The 13871-nt window shown below is 67.4% G+C and carries 15 protein-coding genes; 10 read left to right on the top strand and 5 right to left on the bottom strand.

From position 1 onward, the window contains the following. Positions 1-15 precede the first annotated feature (15 nt). Positions 16-1422, bottom strand: coding sequence for an amino acid permease (locus CEY09_RS16960; protein ID WP_006222613.1), 1407 nt, complete (start codon positions 1420-1422; stop codon positions 16-18). A gap of 79 nt (positions 1423-1501) precedes the next feature. Further along, complete coding sequence (gene kynU, locus CEY09_RS16955; RefSeq protein WP_088589531.1) at positions 1502-2752, bottom strand: kynureninase; 1251 nt, start codon at positions 2750-2752, stop codon at positions 1502-1504. A gap of 137 nt (positions 2753-2889) precedes the next feature. On the opposite strand from kynU, the gene CEY09_RS16950 reads away from it, so the two are divergent. Beyond that, the gene (locus CEY09_RS16950; protein ID WP_006222611.1) at positions 2890-3363 is read left to right on the top strand and encodes an Lrp/AsnC family transcriptional regulator; all 474 of its coding nucleotides are present in this window, start codon (positions 2890-2892) and stop codon (positions 3361-3363) included. A 35-nt stretch (positions 3364-3398) separates the two neighbouring features. Here the strand turns inward: CEY09_RS16950 and trhA are convergent, their stop codons facing one another. Together trhA and CEY09_RS16940 are read right to left on the bottom strand one after the other, a co-directional pair. Beyond that, positions 3399-4031, bottom strand: coding sequence for a PAQR family membrane homeostasis protein TrhA (gene trhA, locus CEY09_RS16945; RefSeq protein WP_006222610.1), 633 nt, complete (start codon positions 4029-4031; stop codon positions 3399-3401). Between the two features lie 67 nt (positions 4032-4098). Continuing rightward, positions 4099-5175, bottom strand: a complete 1077-nt coding sequence (locus CEY09_RS16940; RefSeq protein WP_234818331.1) for a P1 family peptidase — start codon at positions 5173-5175, stop codon at positions 4099-4101. Between the two features lie 203 nt (positions 5176-5378). Between CEY09_RS16940 and CEY09_RS16935 the strand changes: the two genes are divergently transcribed. From CEY09_RS16935 to CEY09_RS16925, 3 genes are all read left to right on the top strand, one after another. After that, positions 5379-6161, top strand: coding sequence for an amino acid ABC transporter substrate-binding protein (locus CEY09_RS16935; protein ID WP_088589529.1), 783 nt, complete (start codon positions 5379-5381; stop codon positions 6159-6161). 84 nt (positions 6162-6245) lie between these two features. Next, the gene (locus CEY09_RS16930) at positions 6246-6926 is read left to right on the top strand and encodes an ABC transporter permease subunit (RefSeq protein ID WP_088589634.1); all 681 of its coding nucleotides are present in this window, start codon (positions 6246-6248) and stop codon (positions 6924-6926) included. Then, positions 6923-7678: an amino acid ABC transporter ATP-binding protein gene (locus CEY09_RS16925; protein WP_006222606.1), complete on the top strand. Its 756-nt coding sequence runs from the start codon at positions 6923-6925 to the stop codon at positions 7676-7678. Before CEY09_RS16930 ends, CEY09_RS16925 begins: the two co-directional genes overlap by 4 nt. Positions 7679-7694: 16 nt before the next feature. On the opposite strand, the gene CEY09_RS16920 is transcribed toward CEY09_RS16925, so the two are convergent. Then, entirely contained in the window at positions 7695-8378 is a 684-nt protein-coding gene (locus CEY09_RS16920; protein ID WP_088589528.1) for a peptidoglycan DD-metalloendopeptidase family protein, read from the bottom strand. Between the two features lie 291 nt (positions 8379-8669). On the opposite strand from CEY09_RS16920, the gene CEY09_RS16915 reads away from it, so the two are divergent. The 6 genes from CEY09_RS16915 to CEY09_RS16890 all read left to right on the top strand — a co-directional run bounded on the left by CEY09_RS16915 (position 8670) and on the right by CEY09_RS16890 (position 13844). Continuing rightward, the gene (locus CEY09_RS16915; protein WP_088589633.1) at positions 8670-9962 is read left to right on the top strand and encodes an MASE1 domain-containing protein; all 1293 of its coding nucleotides are present in this window, start codon (positions 8670-8672) and stop codon (positions 9960-9962) included. Further along, positions 9949-11499, top strand: a complete 1551-nt coding sequence (locus tag CEY09_RS16910) for an acyl-CoA-binding protein (RefSeq protein WP_088589527.1) — start codon at positions 9949-9951, stop codon at positions 11497-11499. Before CEY09_RS16915 ends, CEY09_RS16910 begins: the two co-directional genes overlap by 14 nt. Before the next feature lie 26 nt (positions 11500-11525). Beyond that, positions 11526-11957: a DUF2946 family protein gene (locus CEY09_RS16905; RefSeq protein ID WP_088589526.1), complete on the top strand. Its 432-nt coding sequence runs from the start codon at positions 11526-11528 to the stop codon at positions 11955-11957. A gap of 76 nt (positions 11958-12033) precedes the next feature. Then, entirely contained in the window at positions 12034-12657 is a 624-nt protein-coding gene (locus CEY09_RS16900; RefSeq protein WP_088589632.1) for an SCO family protein, read from the top strand. 35 nt (positions 12658-12692) lie between these two features. Beyond that, complete coding sequence (locus tag CEY09_RS16895) at positions 12693-13190, top strand: copper chaperone PCu(A)C (RefSeq protein WP_088589631.1); 498 nt, start codon at positions 12693-12695, stop codon at positions 13188-13190. A 282-nt stretch (positions 13191-13472) separates the two neighbouring features. Further along, positions 13473-13844, top strand: a complete 372-nt coding sequence (locus CEY09_RS16890) for a DUF4148 domain-containing protein (RefSeq protein WP_088589525.1) — start codon at positions 13473-13475, stop codon at positions 13842-13844. Positions 13845-13871: the final 27 nt, after the last annotated feature.

The raw sequence follows: 13871 nt of genomic DNA, 5'->3' as shown, positions 1-13871 counted from the left end.
CCGTCGCCGTGCTGACTACCCGCGCTGGCCGCGCGTCTGCAGCACGACGGTTTCGCCGCGCTTCTTGAACAGCAGGAAGTAGAGCGCCGCCAGGATCAGCAGGAACGGCACGCCAAAGGCCAGCGTCATTTTGAACACGCCGGTGAACGCCGTCGTGATCAGGATTGCCAGCATCGCGACCGCGCCCAGCAGCGTCAGGACGGGGAACCCCGGCATCCGGAACGACAGCGCAGCCCCCCCTTCGCGCGCCCAGCGGCGGCGGAAGAAGTAATGCGTGACGAAGATCATCATCCAGGTGAACAGCGCGCCGAACATCGAGATGGCCATCATTAGCGTGAACGAGGTCTCGGGGTACAGCGCGTTGAGCACGGCCGCGATGGCGATGCCACTGGTCGACAGCAGCAGCGCGTTGAGCGGCGTGCCGCTGCGCGTCAGCCGGCCCAGCACGGACGGCGCATGGCCGGCGCGCGACAGGCTGAACATCATGCGCGTCGTGATGTAGAGCTGGCTGTTCATGGCCGACAACGCCGCCACCAGCACGATGAAGTTGATGACGCCCGCCGCGCCTGGGATGTCCAGCGCCTGCATCACCTTCACGAACGGGCTGCCGCCCTTGCCCGCTTCATCCCACGGCACGATGGCCAGGATCAGCGCCAAGGTCAGCAGGTAGAAGACGACCAGCCGGACGATGGTGGCGCGAAACGCCTTCTTGACGGCGCGTTCGGGGTCCTCGGCTTCGCCGGCAGCCACCGCGATCATCTCCACGCTCAGGTAGCTGAAGATCGAGATCACCACGGCGATCCACATGCCCCACACGCCGTTCGGGAAGAACCCGCCATGCGAGGTGTACAGCGCCGTGCCGTACTGCGGATTGCCCCAGACCACGTAAGCGCCCAGGATGATGAAGGCCACGATCGCCGTGATCTTGATCGTCGAGAACCAGTATTCGATGGTGCCGAACGCCTTGACGCTCATCGCGTTGATGAAGATCAGCGCCGCCGAGAACACGCAGACCCATTGCCAGCCGGGCACTCCCGGGAACCAGTACTTCATGTACTCGGCGACGGCCGTCACTTCGGTGCCTACCGCCAGCACGACGCAGGACCAGTACGCGTAGCGCACCAGGAAGCCCGCCAGCGGGCCGACGTAGTGCTCGGCATAGGCGCCGAAAGACCCGGACGTGGAATGCGCCACCGTCATTTCGGCCAGGCAGCCCATCAGCAGCAGCGTGATCAGCCCGCCGATGGCGTAGCTGATGATCACGCTGGGGCCGGCGAATCCGATGGCGAATTTGCTGCCCAGGAACAGGCCGGTGCCGATGGCCCCGCCGATGGCGATCATGCTCATCTGGCCCGAGGTCAAGCGGCGCTTGAGCCCCTTTTCACGTTCGGCGATTTCGCCGAACCCTTGTTGTTGCCGCATTGTCTCCTCCTTGTACTGCGCTCTCTTTATGGATGTAAGGCCGGTTTGGCCTGCGCGATAAGGCAACGCTTCGTGGCGTTCAAGTCACGGCGGACCGTTGCTTGAATTCGGGCTTGTCCCAGGCGCGGCTGTCCAGCACGTCCTTCAGGATATCCACCGCGTCCCACACGTCCGCATAGCCGAAGTACAGCGGCGTCAGGCCGAAGCGCAGCACTTCGGGTTCGCGGTAGTCGCCGATCAGGCCACGCGCGATCAGCGCCTGCATCACCTCGTAGCCATTGGGATGGCGGAAGCTCACGTGGCTGCCGCGGTCGGCGTGCTTGCGCGGCGTGACGAGCGTAAGCGGATGGCCCTCGCAGCGTTCCTCGACCAGCGCGATGAACAGGTCGCCCAGGGCCAGCGACTTGCTGCGCACTTCGGCCATGTCGGCCTCGTGGGCCACGTCCAGGCCGCATTCCACCAGCGACAGCGACACGATGGGCTGGGTGCCGCACAGGTAGCGGCGGATGCCGCCGGCCGGCTCGTAGGCAACGGCCATGTCGAACGGGCGCGTGTGGCCCCACCAGCCCGACAGCGGCTGCCAGAAGTCCTTGGTGTGGCGCGGCGCCACCCAGATGAAGGCGGGCGAACCCGGGCCGCCGTTCAGGTATTTATAGGTGCAGCCGACGGCGAAGTCGGCGTTGGCGCCGTTCAGGTCCACCGGCACCGCGCCTGCGGCATGCGCCAGGTCCCAGATGGTCAGCGCGCCGCGTTCGTGCGCCAGCGCGGTCACGGCGGCCATGTCGTGCATCTGGCCGCTGCGGTAGTTCACGTGCGACAGCAGCATCACGGCGACGGAGTCGTCCAGCGCCTTGTCCAGCGGCAGCTCGTCGTCGATCAGGCGCATCTCGTAGCCCTGCTGCAGCAGGTCGATCATGCCCTGGATCATGTAGAGATCGGTCGGGAAGTTGTCGCGTTCGGACAGGATGACGCGACGCGTCGGCTGCTTGTCCTGCTGGATGCGCAGCCCGGCGGCCAAGGCCTTGAAGATATTCAGCGACGTGGTGTCGGTGACGACCAGTTCACCCTCGCGCGCGCCCAGCAGGCTGCCCAGCTTGTCGCCCAGGCGGGCGGGCAATTCGAACCAGCCGGCGGTGTTCCAGCTGCGGATCAGGCCCGTGGCCCATTCCTGCGTGATGACGTCGGCGGCGCGGGCGGCGGCGGCCTTCGGGCTGACGCCCAGCGAATTGCCGTCCATATACAGCACGCCGGGCGGCAGTTCGAAGCGCGCCTTCAGGGAGGCCAGGGGGTCTTTCCGGTCTGCGGCGACGCAGTCTTCACGCGTAGTCATGCAATGCTCCTTCGGGCAATATCCTGCAAACAGGATAGCAGCGCCGATGAGCCGAAATATTGCAAATCCGGGCGTGGCTTACCCTAAGATTCCGCAGTAAATTGCACGAAACCCGAATTTTCAGAATTGGATTGCCCATGCAACTAGACGCGATCGACCAGCGCATCCTGTACCGCCTGCAAGAGAACGGCCAGCTCAGCAACCAGGACCTGGCCGAACAGGTGGCGCTGTCGCCCTCGGCCTGCCTGCGCCGCGTGCGGGCGCTGGAGGAAGGCGGCATGATCCGGCAATACCGGGCCGTGCTGGACGCCGAAAAGCTGGGGTTCGAGCTGGAGGCCATCGTCCACGTGTCGCTGGACCAGTCGCGCCCGGGCTGGCACGAAGCGTTCCTGGCGGGCATCGCCGCCCACGACGAAATCACCGAAGCCAGCATCGTGACGGGCGCCTCCAACTACATCCTCACGGTGCGCACGCGCAACCTGTCGGCGTTTTCGCAGTTCGTCGAAGACAAGCTCAGCAAGATCGCCGGGGTGCGCGACCTGTGTTCGCATATCGTCATGAGAAAGGTAAAAGACCGGGGCGGCATGCTGCCGCTGGCCAGCTGGCGCTAAGCCCCCTCCCGCCCGGACGGTCGGCACGCCCCCGTTCAGGCGGGCGTGCCGTAGCGCAGGAAGCCGAACACGGTGACGAAATGGCAGGCCGACCCGCCCATCACGAAAAGGTGCCAGATCCCGTGGGCGTGGCGCCAGCGCTTGTCGTTCACGTAGAACAGCGTGCCCACCGTGTACGCGGCCGCCCCCGCCAGCAGCCAAGCCAGGCCCGCGGACGACAGCGCGCCCGCGATCGGGGCGGCGAACATCACCCCCAGCCAGCCCATCGCCAGGTACAGCGGCAAGGCTGGCGCCGCGCCGCGCGCCCACCAGAGTTCGCGGCTGATGCCGATGGCGGCCAGCAACCAGATCGCCACGCCCATCGCGGCGCCCCACCCGTGCTCCACCGGCCCGAACGCCAGCGGCGTATAGGTCCCGGCGATCAGCAGGTAGATGGCGCAATGGTCCGCCTTGGCCCAGCGGGCCTTGTTGCGGCCGCGGGTGCAGTGGTACAGCACCGACGAGGCATAGACGGCGATCATCGACGCCGCGAACACCGCGCAGCTGACGATCTGTTTCGTGTCCACCTTCAGTTCGGCCGCGCGCGAGATCAGCCAACCGGACGCGCCCACGGCCAGCGCCAGGCCGGCCAGGTGCGTGGCGCCGTTGAATCGTTCGCCTTCGTACATAGAGAGCCCCCAGGACACCGGATGCCCGGTGTCCCCCATGATGTTCCCGTCCTGTGACAATCTGAGGTCAGGCAATGAAGTCCACGGCGGCGGGAAAGCCTTCCACCGCGCGCGCGGCCAGGATGGCGCGCTGCACCGCGATCGCCATGGCTTCCGCCGCCATGACGCCCAGCAGCATCACATTGCCCGGCTTGCCGGAGGTGCCGGTGCCCAGCGCGAAGATCGTGTCGCCGTCCATCATCGTGTGGATGGGGTTGATGGTGCGAGCCAGCCCGTCGTGGGCCATGCCGGCGATTTTCTGCGCCTGCGCCTTGGTCAGCGTGGCATCGGTGGCGACCAAGCCGATGGTGGTCGCGGTGCCGGGGCGCATGGAATTGGGCAGGTCGCCCGCCAGGATGGCCGCCCGCGTATCCAGCAGATGCTTGCCGTCCGGCGTGCGCGCGCCGGCCAGGATGCGCCCGGTAGCGGGGTCCAGCACGTCGCCCACCGCGTTCACGGCCACGATCGCACCCACGGTCACGCCCGCCACCGTCAACGAGGCGCTGCCGATGCCGCCCTTCATGGCGCGCTTGGCGCCGTAGAGCTTGCCCACGGTAGCGCCTGCCCCAGCGCCGACGTTGCCTTCCTGCGGCGCTGCGGTGGTGGCCGACTTGCAGGCCTGGTAACCGGCCGCCGCATCCGGCCGGATGGAGGCGTCGCCCACGCCCAGGTCGAACAGGATGGCGGCCGGCACGATGGGCACGTGCGCCACGCCCACATCGAAGCCGATCTTCTTTTCTTCCAGATAGCGCATGACGCCCGTAGCGGTGTCCAGGCCGAACGCGCTGCCGCCAGACAGCACGATGGCGTGCACCTTTTCCACCATGTTCACGGGATTCAGCAGATCGGTCTCGCGGGTGCCGGGCGCGGCACCGCGCACATCCACCCCACCCGTGGCGCCCGCTTCGGCGATGATGACCGTGCAGCCGGTAGGGCGGCGGGTATCGGTGTAGTGGCCCACGCGCAACCCGGACACCTGGGTGATGCTGCCTCCCCCGGGCGTCAGCCGCAAGCCGTTGGCGCCCTGCGCGGGCATTACCCCGGCAACCGCCGCCGCGCCCGCAGCCGCCATCATGAACGCCCGCCTGTTCCATTGCTGTTCCACACCGATCTCCCTCGCTTTGCAGATTGATTGCGCCCGGCGCAGGTCGCGCCGGGCGGGTGTAACCATATGACTTGCAGCTATATTTTTACTATTCCTTATGCTTTGTGGAAAAATAGGCGCGTTGTTAGAGTGCGGCTACGCCGGAGGGTATTGCACACCCGCAAGCTCTCCAGAATGACACCGTTCATCCGTGGAGCATTGCCATGAAACTCTTCCGCTCGCTGTTCATCGCCGGCCTTATCCAGGCCGCCGCCCTGACCGCTGCCCACGCCCAGTCCGGCCTGGACCAGATCAAATCCGCCGGCACGTTCAAGATCGGCACCGAAGGCACCTACGCCCCCTTCACCTTCCACGACACATCGGGCCAGCTTACCGGTTTTGACGTGGACATTGGGCGCGCCATCGCCGAACGCCTGGGCGTTAAGGCCCAATTCGTCGAAGGCAAATGGGACGGCCTCATCGCGGGGCTGGACGCCAAGCGCTACGACGCCGTGATCAACCAGGTCGGCATCACCGACGCGCGCAAAGCCAAATACGATTTCTCCGATCCCTATATCTCATCGGCTGCCGTGCTGATCGTGCGCGACGACAACACCACCATCAAGTCGTTTGCCGACCTGAAGGGCAAGAAGTCGGCCAACACGCTGACCAGCAACTTCGGCAAGCTGGCGCAAAGCCATGGGGCGGAAGTCGTCGCCGTGCAGGGCTTCAACGAAGCCATCGATCTCTTGACCTCGGGCCGCGTGGAAGCCACGGTCAACGACAACCTGTCGTTCCTGGACTTCAAGAAGCAAAAACCCAACGCCAAGGTGAAGATCGCCGCCACCGACAAGACCGCAGAATTCAGCAACTCCGGCGTGCTGATCCGCAAGGGCAACCCCGAGCTGCAAGCCGCCATCAACAAGGCGCTGGCCGACATCAAGGCCGACGGCACCTACAAGACCATTTCGGTCAAGTACTTCGGCACGGACCTGTCGGCGCAGTAAGCGGCACGCACGCACATGACGCTACCCTCCTGGCTGCAAACCGTCATCCCCGATTGGCTGCTGGCGCAGATCGGGTCGTGGACCGTGCCGGCCTGGGTGCAGTTGATGGCCGACTCGTTCTGGCCGTTGCTGCACGCCGGGCTGGTCTTCACGGTGCCGCTCACGCTGATGTCGTTCGCGCTGGGGCTGGCGCTGGCTTTCCTGGTGGCGTTGATCCGCCTGTTCGGCCCGGCGCCGCTGGTAGCGGTGGTGCGTTTCTATGTCTGGTTGATCCGCGGGACGCCGCTGCTGGTGCAGCTGTTCGTGATCTTCTACGGCCTGCCCAGCGTGGGCATCGTGCTGGATCCGCTGCCCGCCGCGCTGATCGGCTTCACGTTGAACGTGGGCGCCTACAACTCGGAGGTCATCCGCGGCGCCATCGAATCCATCACCAAGGGCCAGTGGGAAGCGGCGTATTCGCTCAGCATGACGCGCGGCCAGGCGCTGCGCCGCACCATCCTGCCGCAAGCGGCCCGCGTGGCGGTGCCGCCCCTGTCGAATTCGTTCATCGCGCTGGTCAAGGACACGTCGCTGGCCGCCGTGCTGACCGTGCCCGAAATCTTCCAGGCTGCGCAACGCATCGCGGCCGTCACCTATGAGCCGCTGATCCTCTACACCGAGGCGGCGCTGATCTACCTGGTGTTCAGTTCCGTCCTGTCCGCCGCGCAAGTCCGGCTGGAAAGGCGCTTTGGCCAGCACGCCGTGTTCTCCGAGAAAAGCCGATGATCCGCCTGCAGAAAATCGAAAAGTCCTTCGGCGGCAATCCGGTGCTCAAGCAAGTGGACGTGAGCATCGCCGAAGGCAGCGTCACCGCCTTGATCGGCCCGTCGGGCAGCGGCAAGAGCACCTTGCTGCGCTGCGTGAACCTGCTGGAGGTGCCCGACCGCGGCACGCTATCCATCGGGCCGGAAACCGTTGAATTCGAGCCCGGACGGAAGCTGGCGCGCGAACAGGTGCAGCGCGTGCGCAAGCAGACCGGCATGGTGTTCCAGAACTTTCAGCTGTTTCCGCACCAAACGGTGATCGGCAACGTGATGGAAGGTTTGCTGACCGTGCAGAAGTGGCCCCTGGACCGCGCCCGCGCGCGCGCCGAGGAATTGCTGAAGAAGGTCGGCATGGCCGAAAAGGCCGACGCCTGGCCTGCCAACCTGTCGGGCGGCCAGCAGCAGCGCGTGGCCATTGCCCGCGCGCTGGCGCCCGCCCCGCGCGTGCTGCTGTGCGACGAGCCGACCTCCGCGCTGGATCCCGGCCTGGCGGCCGAAGTGGTGGATGTACTGCGCCAGTTGGCCACGGAAGGCATGACCATGCTGATGGCCACGCACGACCTACGCCTGGCCGCCAGCGTATCGCGCGAAGTGGTGTTCCTGCTGGATGGCGTCGTCGTGGAATCCGGCGAGTCCCGGACGATCTTCTCGCACCCCGCGGACCCGCGCACCGCCACGTTCATCTCGACCCTGACGCAGGACGCGGCGGTATAGGCTGGGCGCCGCCCGACTATTTGGGCGGCAGGTTCCCCGCCGGGTCGACCGCCTGGCCGTCATAGCGCAATTCGAAATACAGTCCGACCTGCTTGCTGTCGCTATTGCCCATTTCGGCGATCTTCTGCCCCTGCTTCACGCTTTGGCCTTCCTTGACCAGCAGCTTGCTGTTGTGCGCATAGATGCTGAGGAAGCTGGCGTTGTGCTTGACGATGACCAGGTGGCCGTAGCCCCGTAGGCCGCTGCCCGAATAGGCGACGGTGCCGCCCGCCGCAGCCACCACCGGCGTGCCCGAGGAATTGGAGATGACGATGCCGTTGGAACCGCCGCCGTCGTAGCCGCGCGTGACCTTGCCCTGCGCCGGCCACACCAGCGAGATCGCGCCCGGCGGCGCGGTGCGCCGCTTGGCCGTGGAGGTGGAGGTCCGTGGCGAAGAAGTCGTCGGCTTGGACTGCGCCTTGCCGGAACCGGACGTGCTGGCCTGGCCTCCCGGCGCTTGCACCCGCAGCATCTGCCCGACCTCGATCGCGTTCGAATTCGACAAGCCGTTCCACCGCACCAGATTGCTGACGCTGGTGCCCTGCTTGCGCGCAATCTGCGTCAGCGTGTCGCCGGACTGCACGCGGTAGTAGCCGGGCTGGACCTTGGTGGTGCCGCAGGCGGACAACAGCGCCAGCAGCACGACGATGCAGGCGCACATCCATAGCCGCCCGAGCAGGCGGGGCCGTCTGTCGAACTGGGGCGGGCCGGCAGGCGCCGCGCAAGGGAGGGGGCAGGCGGGCACGGACAGGGTCGGGGCGGACAAGGAAAGCACTGAAACCTGGGGCACTGAGATGGCGGTGGAAACGGAAGTGCATTCAAGGGTACCAAGATTTTCGGGTGCCAGTGTGGCGCGGGTGCTTCGCAGCGGCGTCCGGGCCGTGTATAACCCGCTGATCACGGTGAACGCGCTTCGCCACGCCTCAATGCGTTTGCAAGGACCGACATGGGTATGACCGACACGGTTAGAAAGAATCCGCTTTGCCTGCTGTGGACCATCCCCTATCTGCTGTGCGGGGTGTTTTCGCACCTGCTCAGCGACCCGGTCAGCCACGCCTTGTTCGTCTGGCTGCCGCCCGGGGTGGCCGTCGGCGCCTACCTGCTGACCGCCCGCCGCAACTGGCTGCTGCTGGTGGCGGGATTCTTCTGCGCCCAGTTGCTCCTGACGCTTGTGTCGCGCGGGCAGCCGGCCACCGCCATCGTCTTCGCGCTGACGGGCAGCCTGTCTTCGCTGCTGGCCGCGTGGACCGTGCAGCGCCTGTCGCCGCGCGCCGAGGGCCCCGGCTTCGTAGCCGCGTTGCTGGCCGGTGCAGTCGCGGGAGCCGCCAGCAGCGCCTTGATGGGCGGCGGCTGGCTGTGGCTGACGCAGGAAGCGCACGCGCTGGTGCGGCTGCGCACCTGGGTCACGGCGTATCTGGCGGGCGTGCTGATCCTGGCGCCGGCGCTGACCGGCTGGGCGCAGTTCCGGCCCCGCCGCTCGGGCGGCCCGCGCATGCGGGACCTGCTGATCGGCGCGGTGGCGTACGCCTTGATGATCGTGTCGACCTTCATGACGTTCGACGGCGACATGATCCAGAACCTGCCCTATGTCGTGTCCTTCGAGCTGACCTATCTGCCGCTGGTGTTCGCGGTGCTGATCGCGCTGGTCTGGGGCACGCCAGGCGGCACGCTGGCAATGGTGACCCTGATGCTGATGGCGTTGTACCAAAGCGCCCAGGGCGAAGGTCCCTTCGTCGAGGCCAACGACCCCTGGCACGTACTGCTGGCCACCCAGGTCTACCTGGTCGTCACGGCCTTGCTGCTGCTGCTCGTCAACACCCTGCGCGGCGCGCGCGCCCAGGCGCTTGAGAACGCTGAACAATGGCGCGGCCGCTTCGACCTGGCGCTGGCCGGCAGCCACCAGCTGATGTACCGCTTCAATCCCTATGACGGCAAGCTGGAACTGGCGGGCGACCTGCAGGACGCCTTCGGCCTGCCCGCCGGCGCCATCACCGATCTGGAATCCCTGGCCGCTCATGCACATCCGGAAGACCGGTCGCGCCTGGCGATGCACTGGGCGGCCCGCCGCGCGGGCGCCCAGGACCGCACGCCCCTGCTGTTCCGCGTGGCGCACACGGCAGGCGGCTGGCGGCTGGTCAGCGACCGGGGCTCGCCGTTGTCGGACTTCGACGGCAGCGTGGCCGTCGTCGCCGGCATGTGGCGGCTGGGCGAGATCGAGCGCGAGCCCGCCGATGCCATCCAATAGCCCCGACGCGCCGTCCGGCACGGGCGCCCTCCTGATCCACGGATTGGGTGGCACGGAGTACGACCTGGGCTCGATGCACAAGGTCCTGAAGCGCGCCGGCATCCAGACGTACAGCCTGACCCTGCCCGGGCACGGCGCCTCGCCCGAGGACCTGCTGTCGGTGCGCATGGAAGACTGGCTGGACGCCGTGACGCAGAAGTACCACGAAGTCGCCGCGCGCCACGACACCCTGCACGTCATGGGCATGTGCCTGGGCGCGCTGCTGGCGGTCGAGCTATGCAAACGGGTCGGGCACAAGCAGGGCAAGCTGGTGTCGCTGGCAGCCCCCGTCTTCATCGATGGCTGGAGCACGCCCTGGTACCGCGGCCTGCGCAAGCTGGTCTACCGCATTCCCGGCCTGGCCGCGCGCATGCGCGTGGAAGAGGAAGAGCCCTACGGCATCAAGAACGAGCTGGTCCGGTCCATCGTCAAGGCCAAGTTTGAGCGGGGCGAGAACTTCCACTACCGCTGGGTGCCGCTGGCCTGCGTGCGTGAAGTCGACCGGCTGCGCGACGCCGTCAGGCGCGGGCTGGACGGTATTGGCTGCCCCACGCTGATCATGCACGCGCACGAAGACGAGCTCACGTCCGTGCGCTCGGCGCAGCTGTTGCATGAGGCCATCGCGGGCAGCCAGCTGGTCCTGTTGAACAACAGCTATCACATGATCTGCGTGGACAACGACCGCGACCTCGTGGCCGCCACCGTGCTGCAATTCATGGACCGCGACCCTGCCGCCGCCCAGTCCCCGCGCGCCGCCGCACGCGGCGCCCCCATGGGCGCCGCGGATGTCGAACGCATCCTGGGCGCGTACCGCGACTCCCTGCTGGCCGGCGAATTCGAGACACTGTTCCCGCTGTTTGCCGAAGACGTGGTCTGGACCGAAGAGGGCGACAACCCAATCAGCGGCGTCTACGAAGGCCGCGGCGCGCTGATCAACCTGTTCTCACGGCTCATGGACTATTCGCGCAACACCTTCGCGGTCAGCGACGTGGGGCAGCCCGCGCTGGCGGGGCGCTCCATCGCCCTGCCGTTGCGCTTTCAGGTGCAGGACGGCGCCAGCCTGTATCAAGGGGCGTCCACGCATACCCTGCGCCTGCGCAACAACGCCATCAGCAAGGTGACCGCGCGCGCCGACGAGCCCGAACGCGAAGACGCCTTGTGGCGCCGCCTGGCCGCCGCCGGCGGCCACGAACCCGAGGGCGACGCCATGGACGACGCCACGCTGGCGCTCGGCGCGGCCGCCCTGCCCGACGCATTCGAAGCCGCGGTCATCGAATTGCGCTCGCTCTCCGCGCCGCCGTCGGCCGCCGTGGCGATCCGCCTGGCCGCCTACGAGCAGCAAGCGCGCCACGGCGACGCCCCGCTGGCCGCGCCGCCCGATGCCGATGCCCGAGACCAGGTCGGCCACGCCGCCTGGCGCCTCTTGGCCGGGCTGCCGACGGATCAGGCGCAACGCCGCTATATCGCCCTGGTGCGGCGTCTGGACGCAGGGGATTGACCCGCCGGCATGACTAAAATGGCGCGATGCCTGACCTGACCCGCCTCCACCGCCTGGGACGCGCCGCGCGCGCCCACGGGGTGCTGTGGCTGGCGCTTCTGGCCCTGACCTTGCGCGCCCTGGTGCCGGCGGGCTACATGCCCGATGCCCGTGCGTTGCATGACGGCCGCTTGGAAGTCACCTTCTGTTCCGCCGCGGGCGACCTGTCCACGCTCAGCGTGGCGCTGGCCCGCGCAGGCGGCGACGAGCGCCCATCCGGGCACGACACCGCCAAGACGGGCGCGCAATGCCCGTTCGGGCTGCTGGCGCACGTCGCGCCGGCGCCCACTCCGGCGGTAACGCCCATCCTGCTGCCGGCGGGCCGGTACGTGCCCCCCCCGCCCGCCTACCGGGCGCTGCCCGCGCTGGCCGCCCATGGCCCGCCCCTGGGTTCCCGCGCCCCACCTGCTTTGGCCTGACTCCGCCTGACAGCGCGGCCCCGCCGCGCGCCTTGCCGATCCGTCGACCAAAGAGGTTTTCATGCCTTCCCCCTTCATGCATTTCCCCGCCCTGCGCGCGCGCGCCGGCGCGGCGCTCGCCCATGCGCCCGATCCCCGGCGCCGCCTGCTCCTGTCCTCCTTCGCCCTGGTGGCCCTGGCCGGCTGCGGGCCCGAGGCCCCCAAGCTGCACGGCATGGATTTGTCCGGCATGCCGACCGGCGATTTCCAATTGCAGGACACGAGCGGCCAGACGCGCCGCCTGGCCGACTACCGCGGCCATCCCGTCATGCTGTTCTTCGGTTTCACGCAATGCCCGGATATCTGCCCGACGGCGCTGACCCGCGCCATCGAGATCAAGGGCCTGCTGGGCGCCGATGCCGACAAATTGAAAGTCCTGTTCATCACCGTCGACCCGGAGCGCGACACGCCCGAGATCCTCAGCGCCTATACCCAGGCCTTCGATCCGGCGTTCGTCGGGCTGCGCGGCGATGCGGAGCAGACCCGCGCAGCCGCCCAGTCCTTCAAGGTGTTCTATCAAAAGGTCGCCACCGGCTCGTCCTACACGATGGATCACACCGCGCTCACCTACATCATCGACGCCCAGGGCAAGCTGCGGCTGGCCTTGCGCCACCAGCAGACCGCCGAAGAATGCGTGCAAGACCTGCGCACCGTGCTGTGACTCCACGCCGCCAACCCGATAGAGAAGCCACCATGATGAAGAAAATTTCGCTCAAGTCCCTGGCCGCCGCCCTTTCCCTGTGCGCGCTGGCGGGGGTTGCGCCCACCGCCCTGGCGCAGGACGCCGCCTTGAAGGTGGACGACGCCTGGGTGCGCGCCACCGTGCCCAGCCAGCATGCCACCGGCGCCTTCATGCGCCTGACCTCGGCCGTACCCGGCCGCCTGGTGGCCGTGGAGTCCGATGCCGCCAAGCACGTGGAAGTGCACGAGATGGCCATGCAGGACAACGTCATGAAAATGCGCCAGGTGCCCGGCATCGACCTGCCCGCCGGCCAGCCGGTGGAGCTGAAACCCGGCGGTTATCACGTGATGCTGATCGACCTGGCCCGGCAGATCAATCCGGGCGACCGCATCCCGCTGACGCTGGTGGTGGAAGATGCCAAGCAACAGCAGCGCCGCGTGCCGGTGCAGGCCGAGGCCCGCGCGTTGAACGCCAAGGCCGGCTCCGCCCCGGCGACGCAGCACGGCCACTGAGCTATATATAGAGAGCAAGCTGGCGGCGGCCGCGGCCAATGGGGAACGACCCCATGAAAGCCGAATGACACCTGTACTTCAGGCTTGAAATACCTTTCGCGTCCCGCCGCCGATTTCCCTGCAACACCACGGCGCTCGCCCTGTCGAATTGAAAAGACCGGATGCGCGCCGTTTTCACGCACCCGGCCAGGCATTCCCGCATCCAGGAAATCGTCCGTCGGCAACATCGCGGACGACGGCGCGGCCAGACCGGCCGCAGGCTTTGTTTGCCAGGAGCGTTTCATGAAGACCTTCACCACCACGTTGTTGCTTTGCGCCGGCTTGGCTGTCGCGGGAGCTGCCCAGGCCCAAACCGCGGCCCCCACCACCCAGTACAAGCGCGATCTGTACGGCGACTGGCGCGTCGGCTACCCGGCCCCCACCGCCAAGACCTCCGCCCAGGTGGCCGCCGAACTGGCCCAGGCCAAGGCCAACGGCACGTATTCGTTCGGCCAGGAAGACTACCCGCCCCCCGTCGCGTCCACCCAATCCGAAAGCCGCGCCCAGGTCGAGCAGGAATTGCAGCAGGCCCAGGTCCAAGGCCAGATGGCGTCCGACCAGGAAGACTACCCGCCCGCGGCCATGGCCCACAGCGGCATGTCCGATATCCATTGACGCGCAGGACCGCTTGGCGAATATCGG

Source organism: Achromobacter marplatensis (assembly GCF_002209535.1).
Taxonomy (GTDB): domain Bacteria; phylum Pseudomonadota; class Gammaproteobacteria; order Burkholderiales; family Burkholderiaceae_B; genus Achromobacter; species Achromobacter marplatensis.
This window is presented reverse-complemented; position numbering and strand designations above follow the sequence as displayed.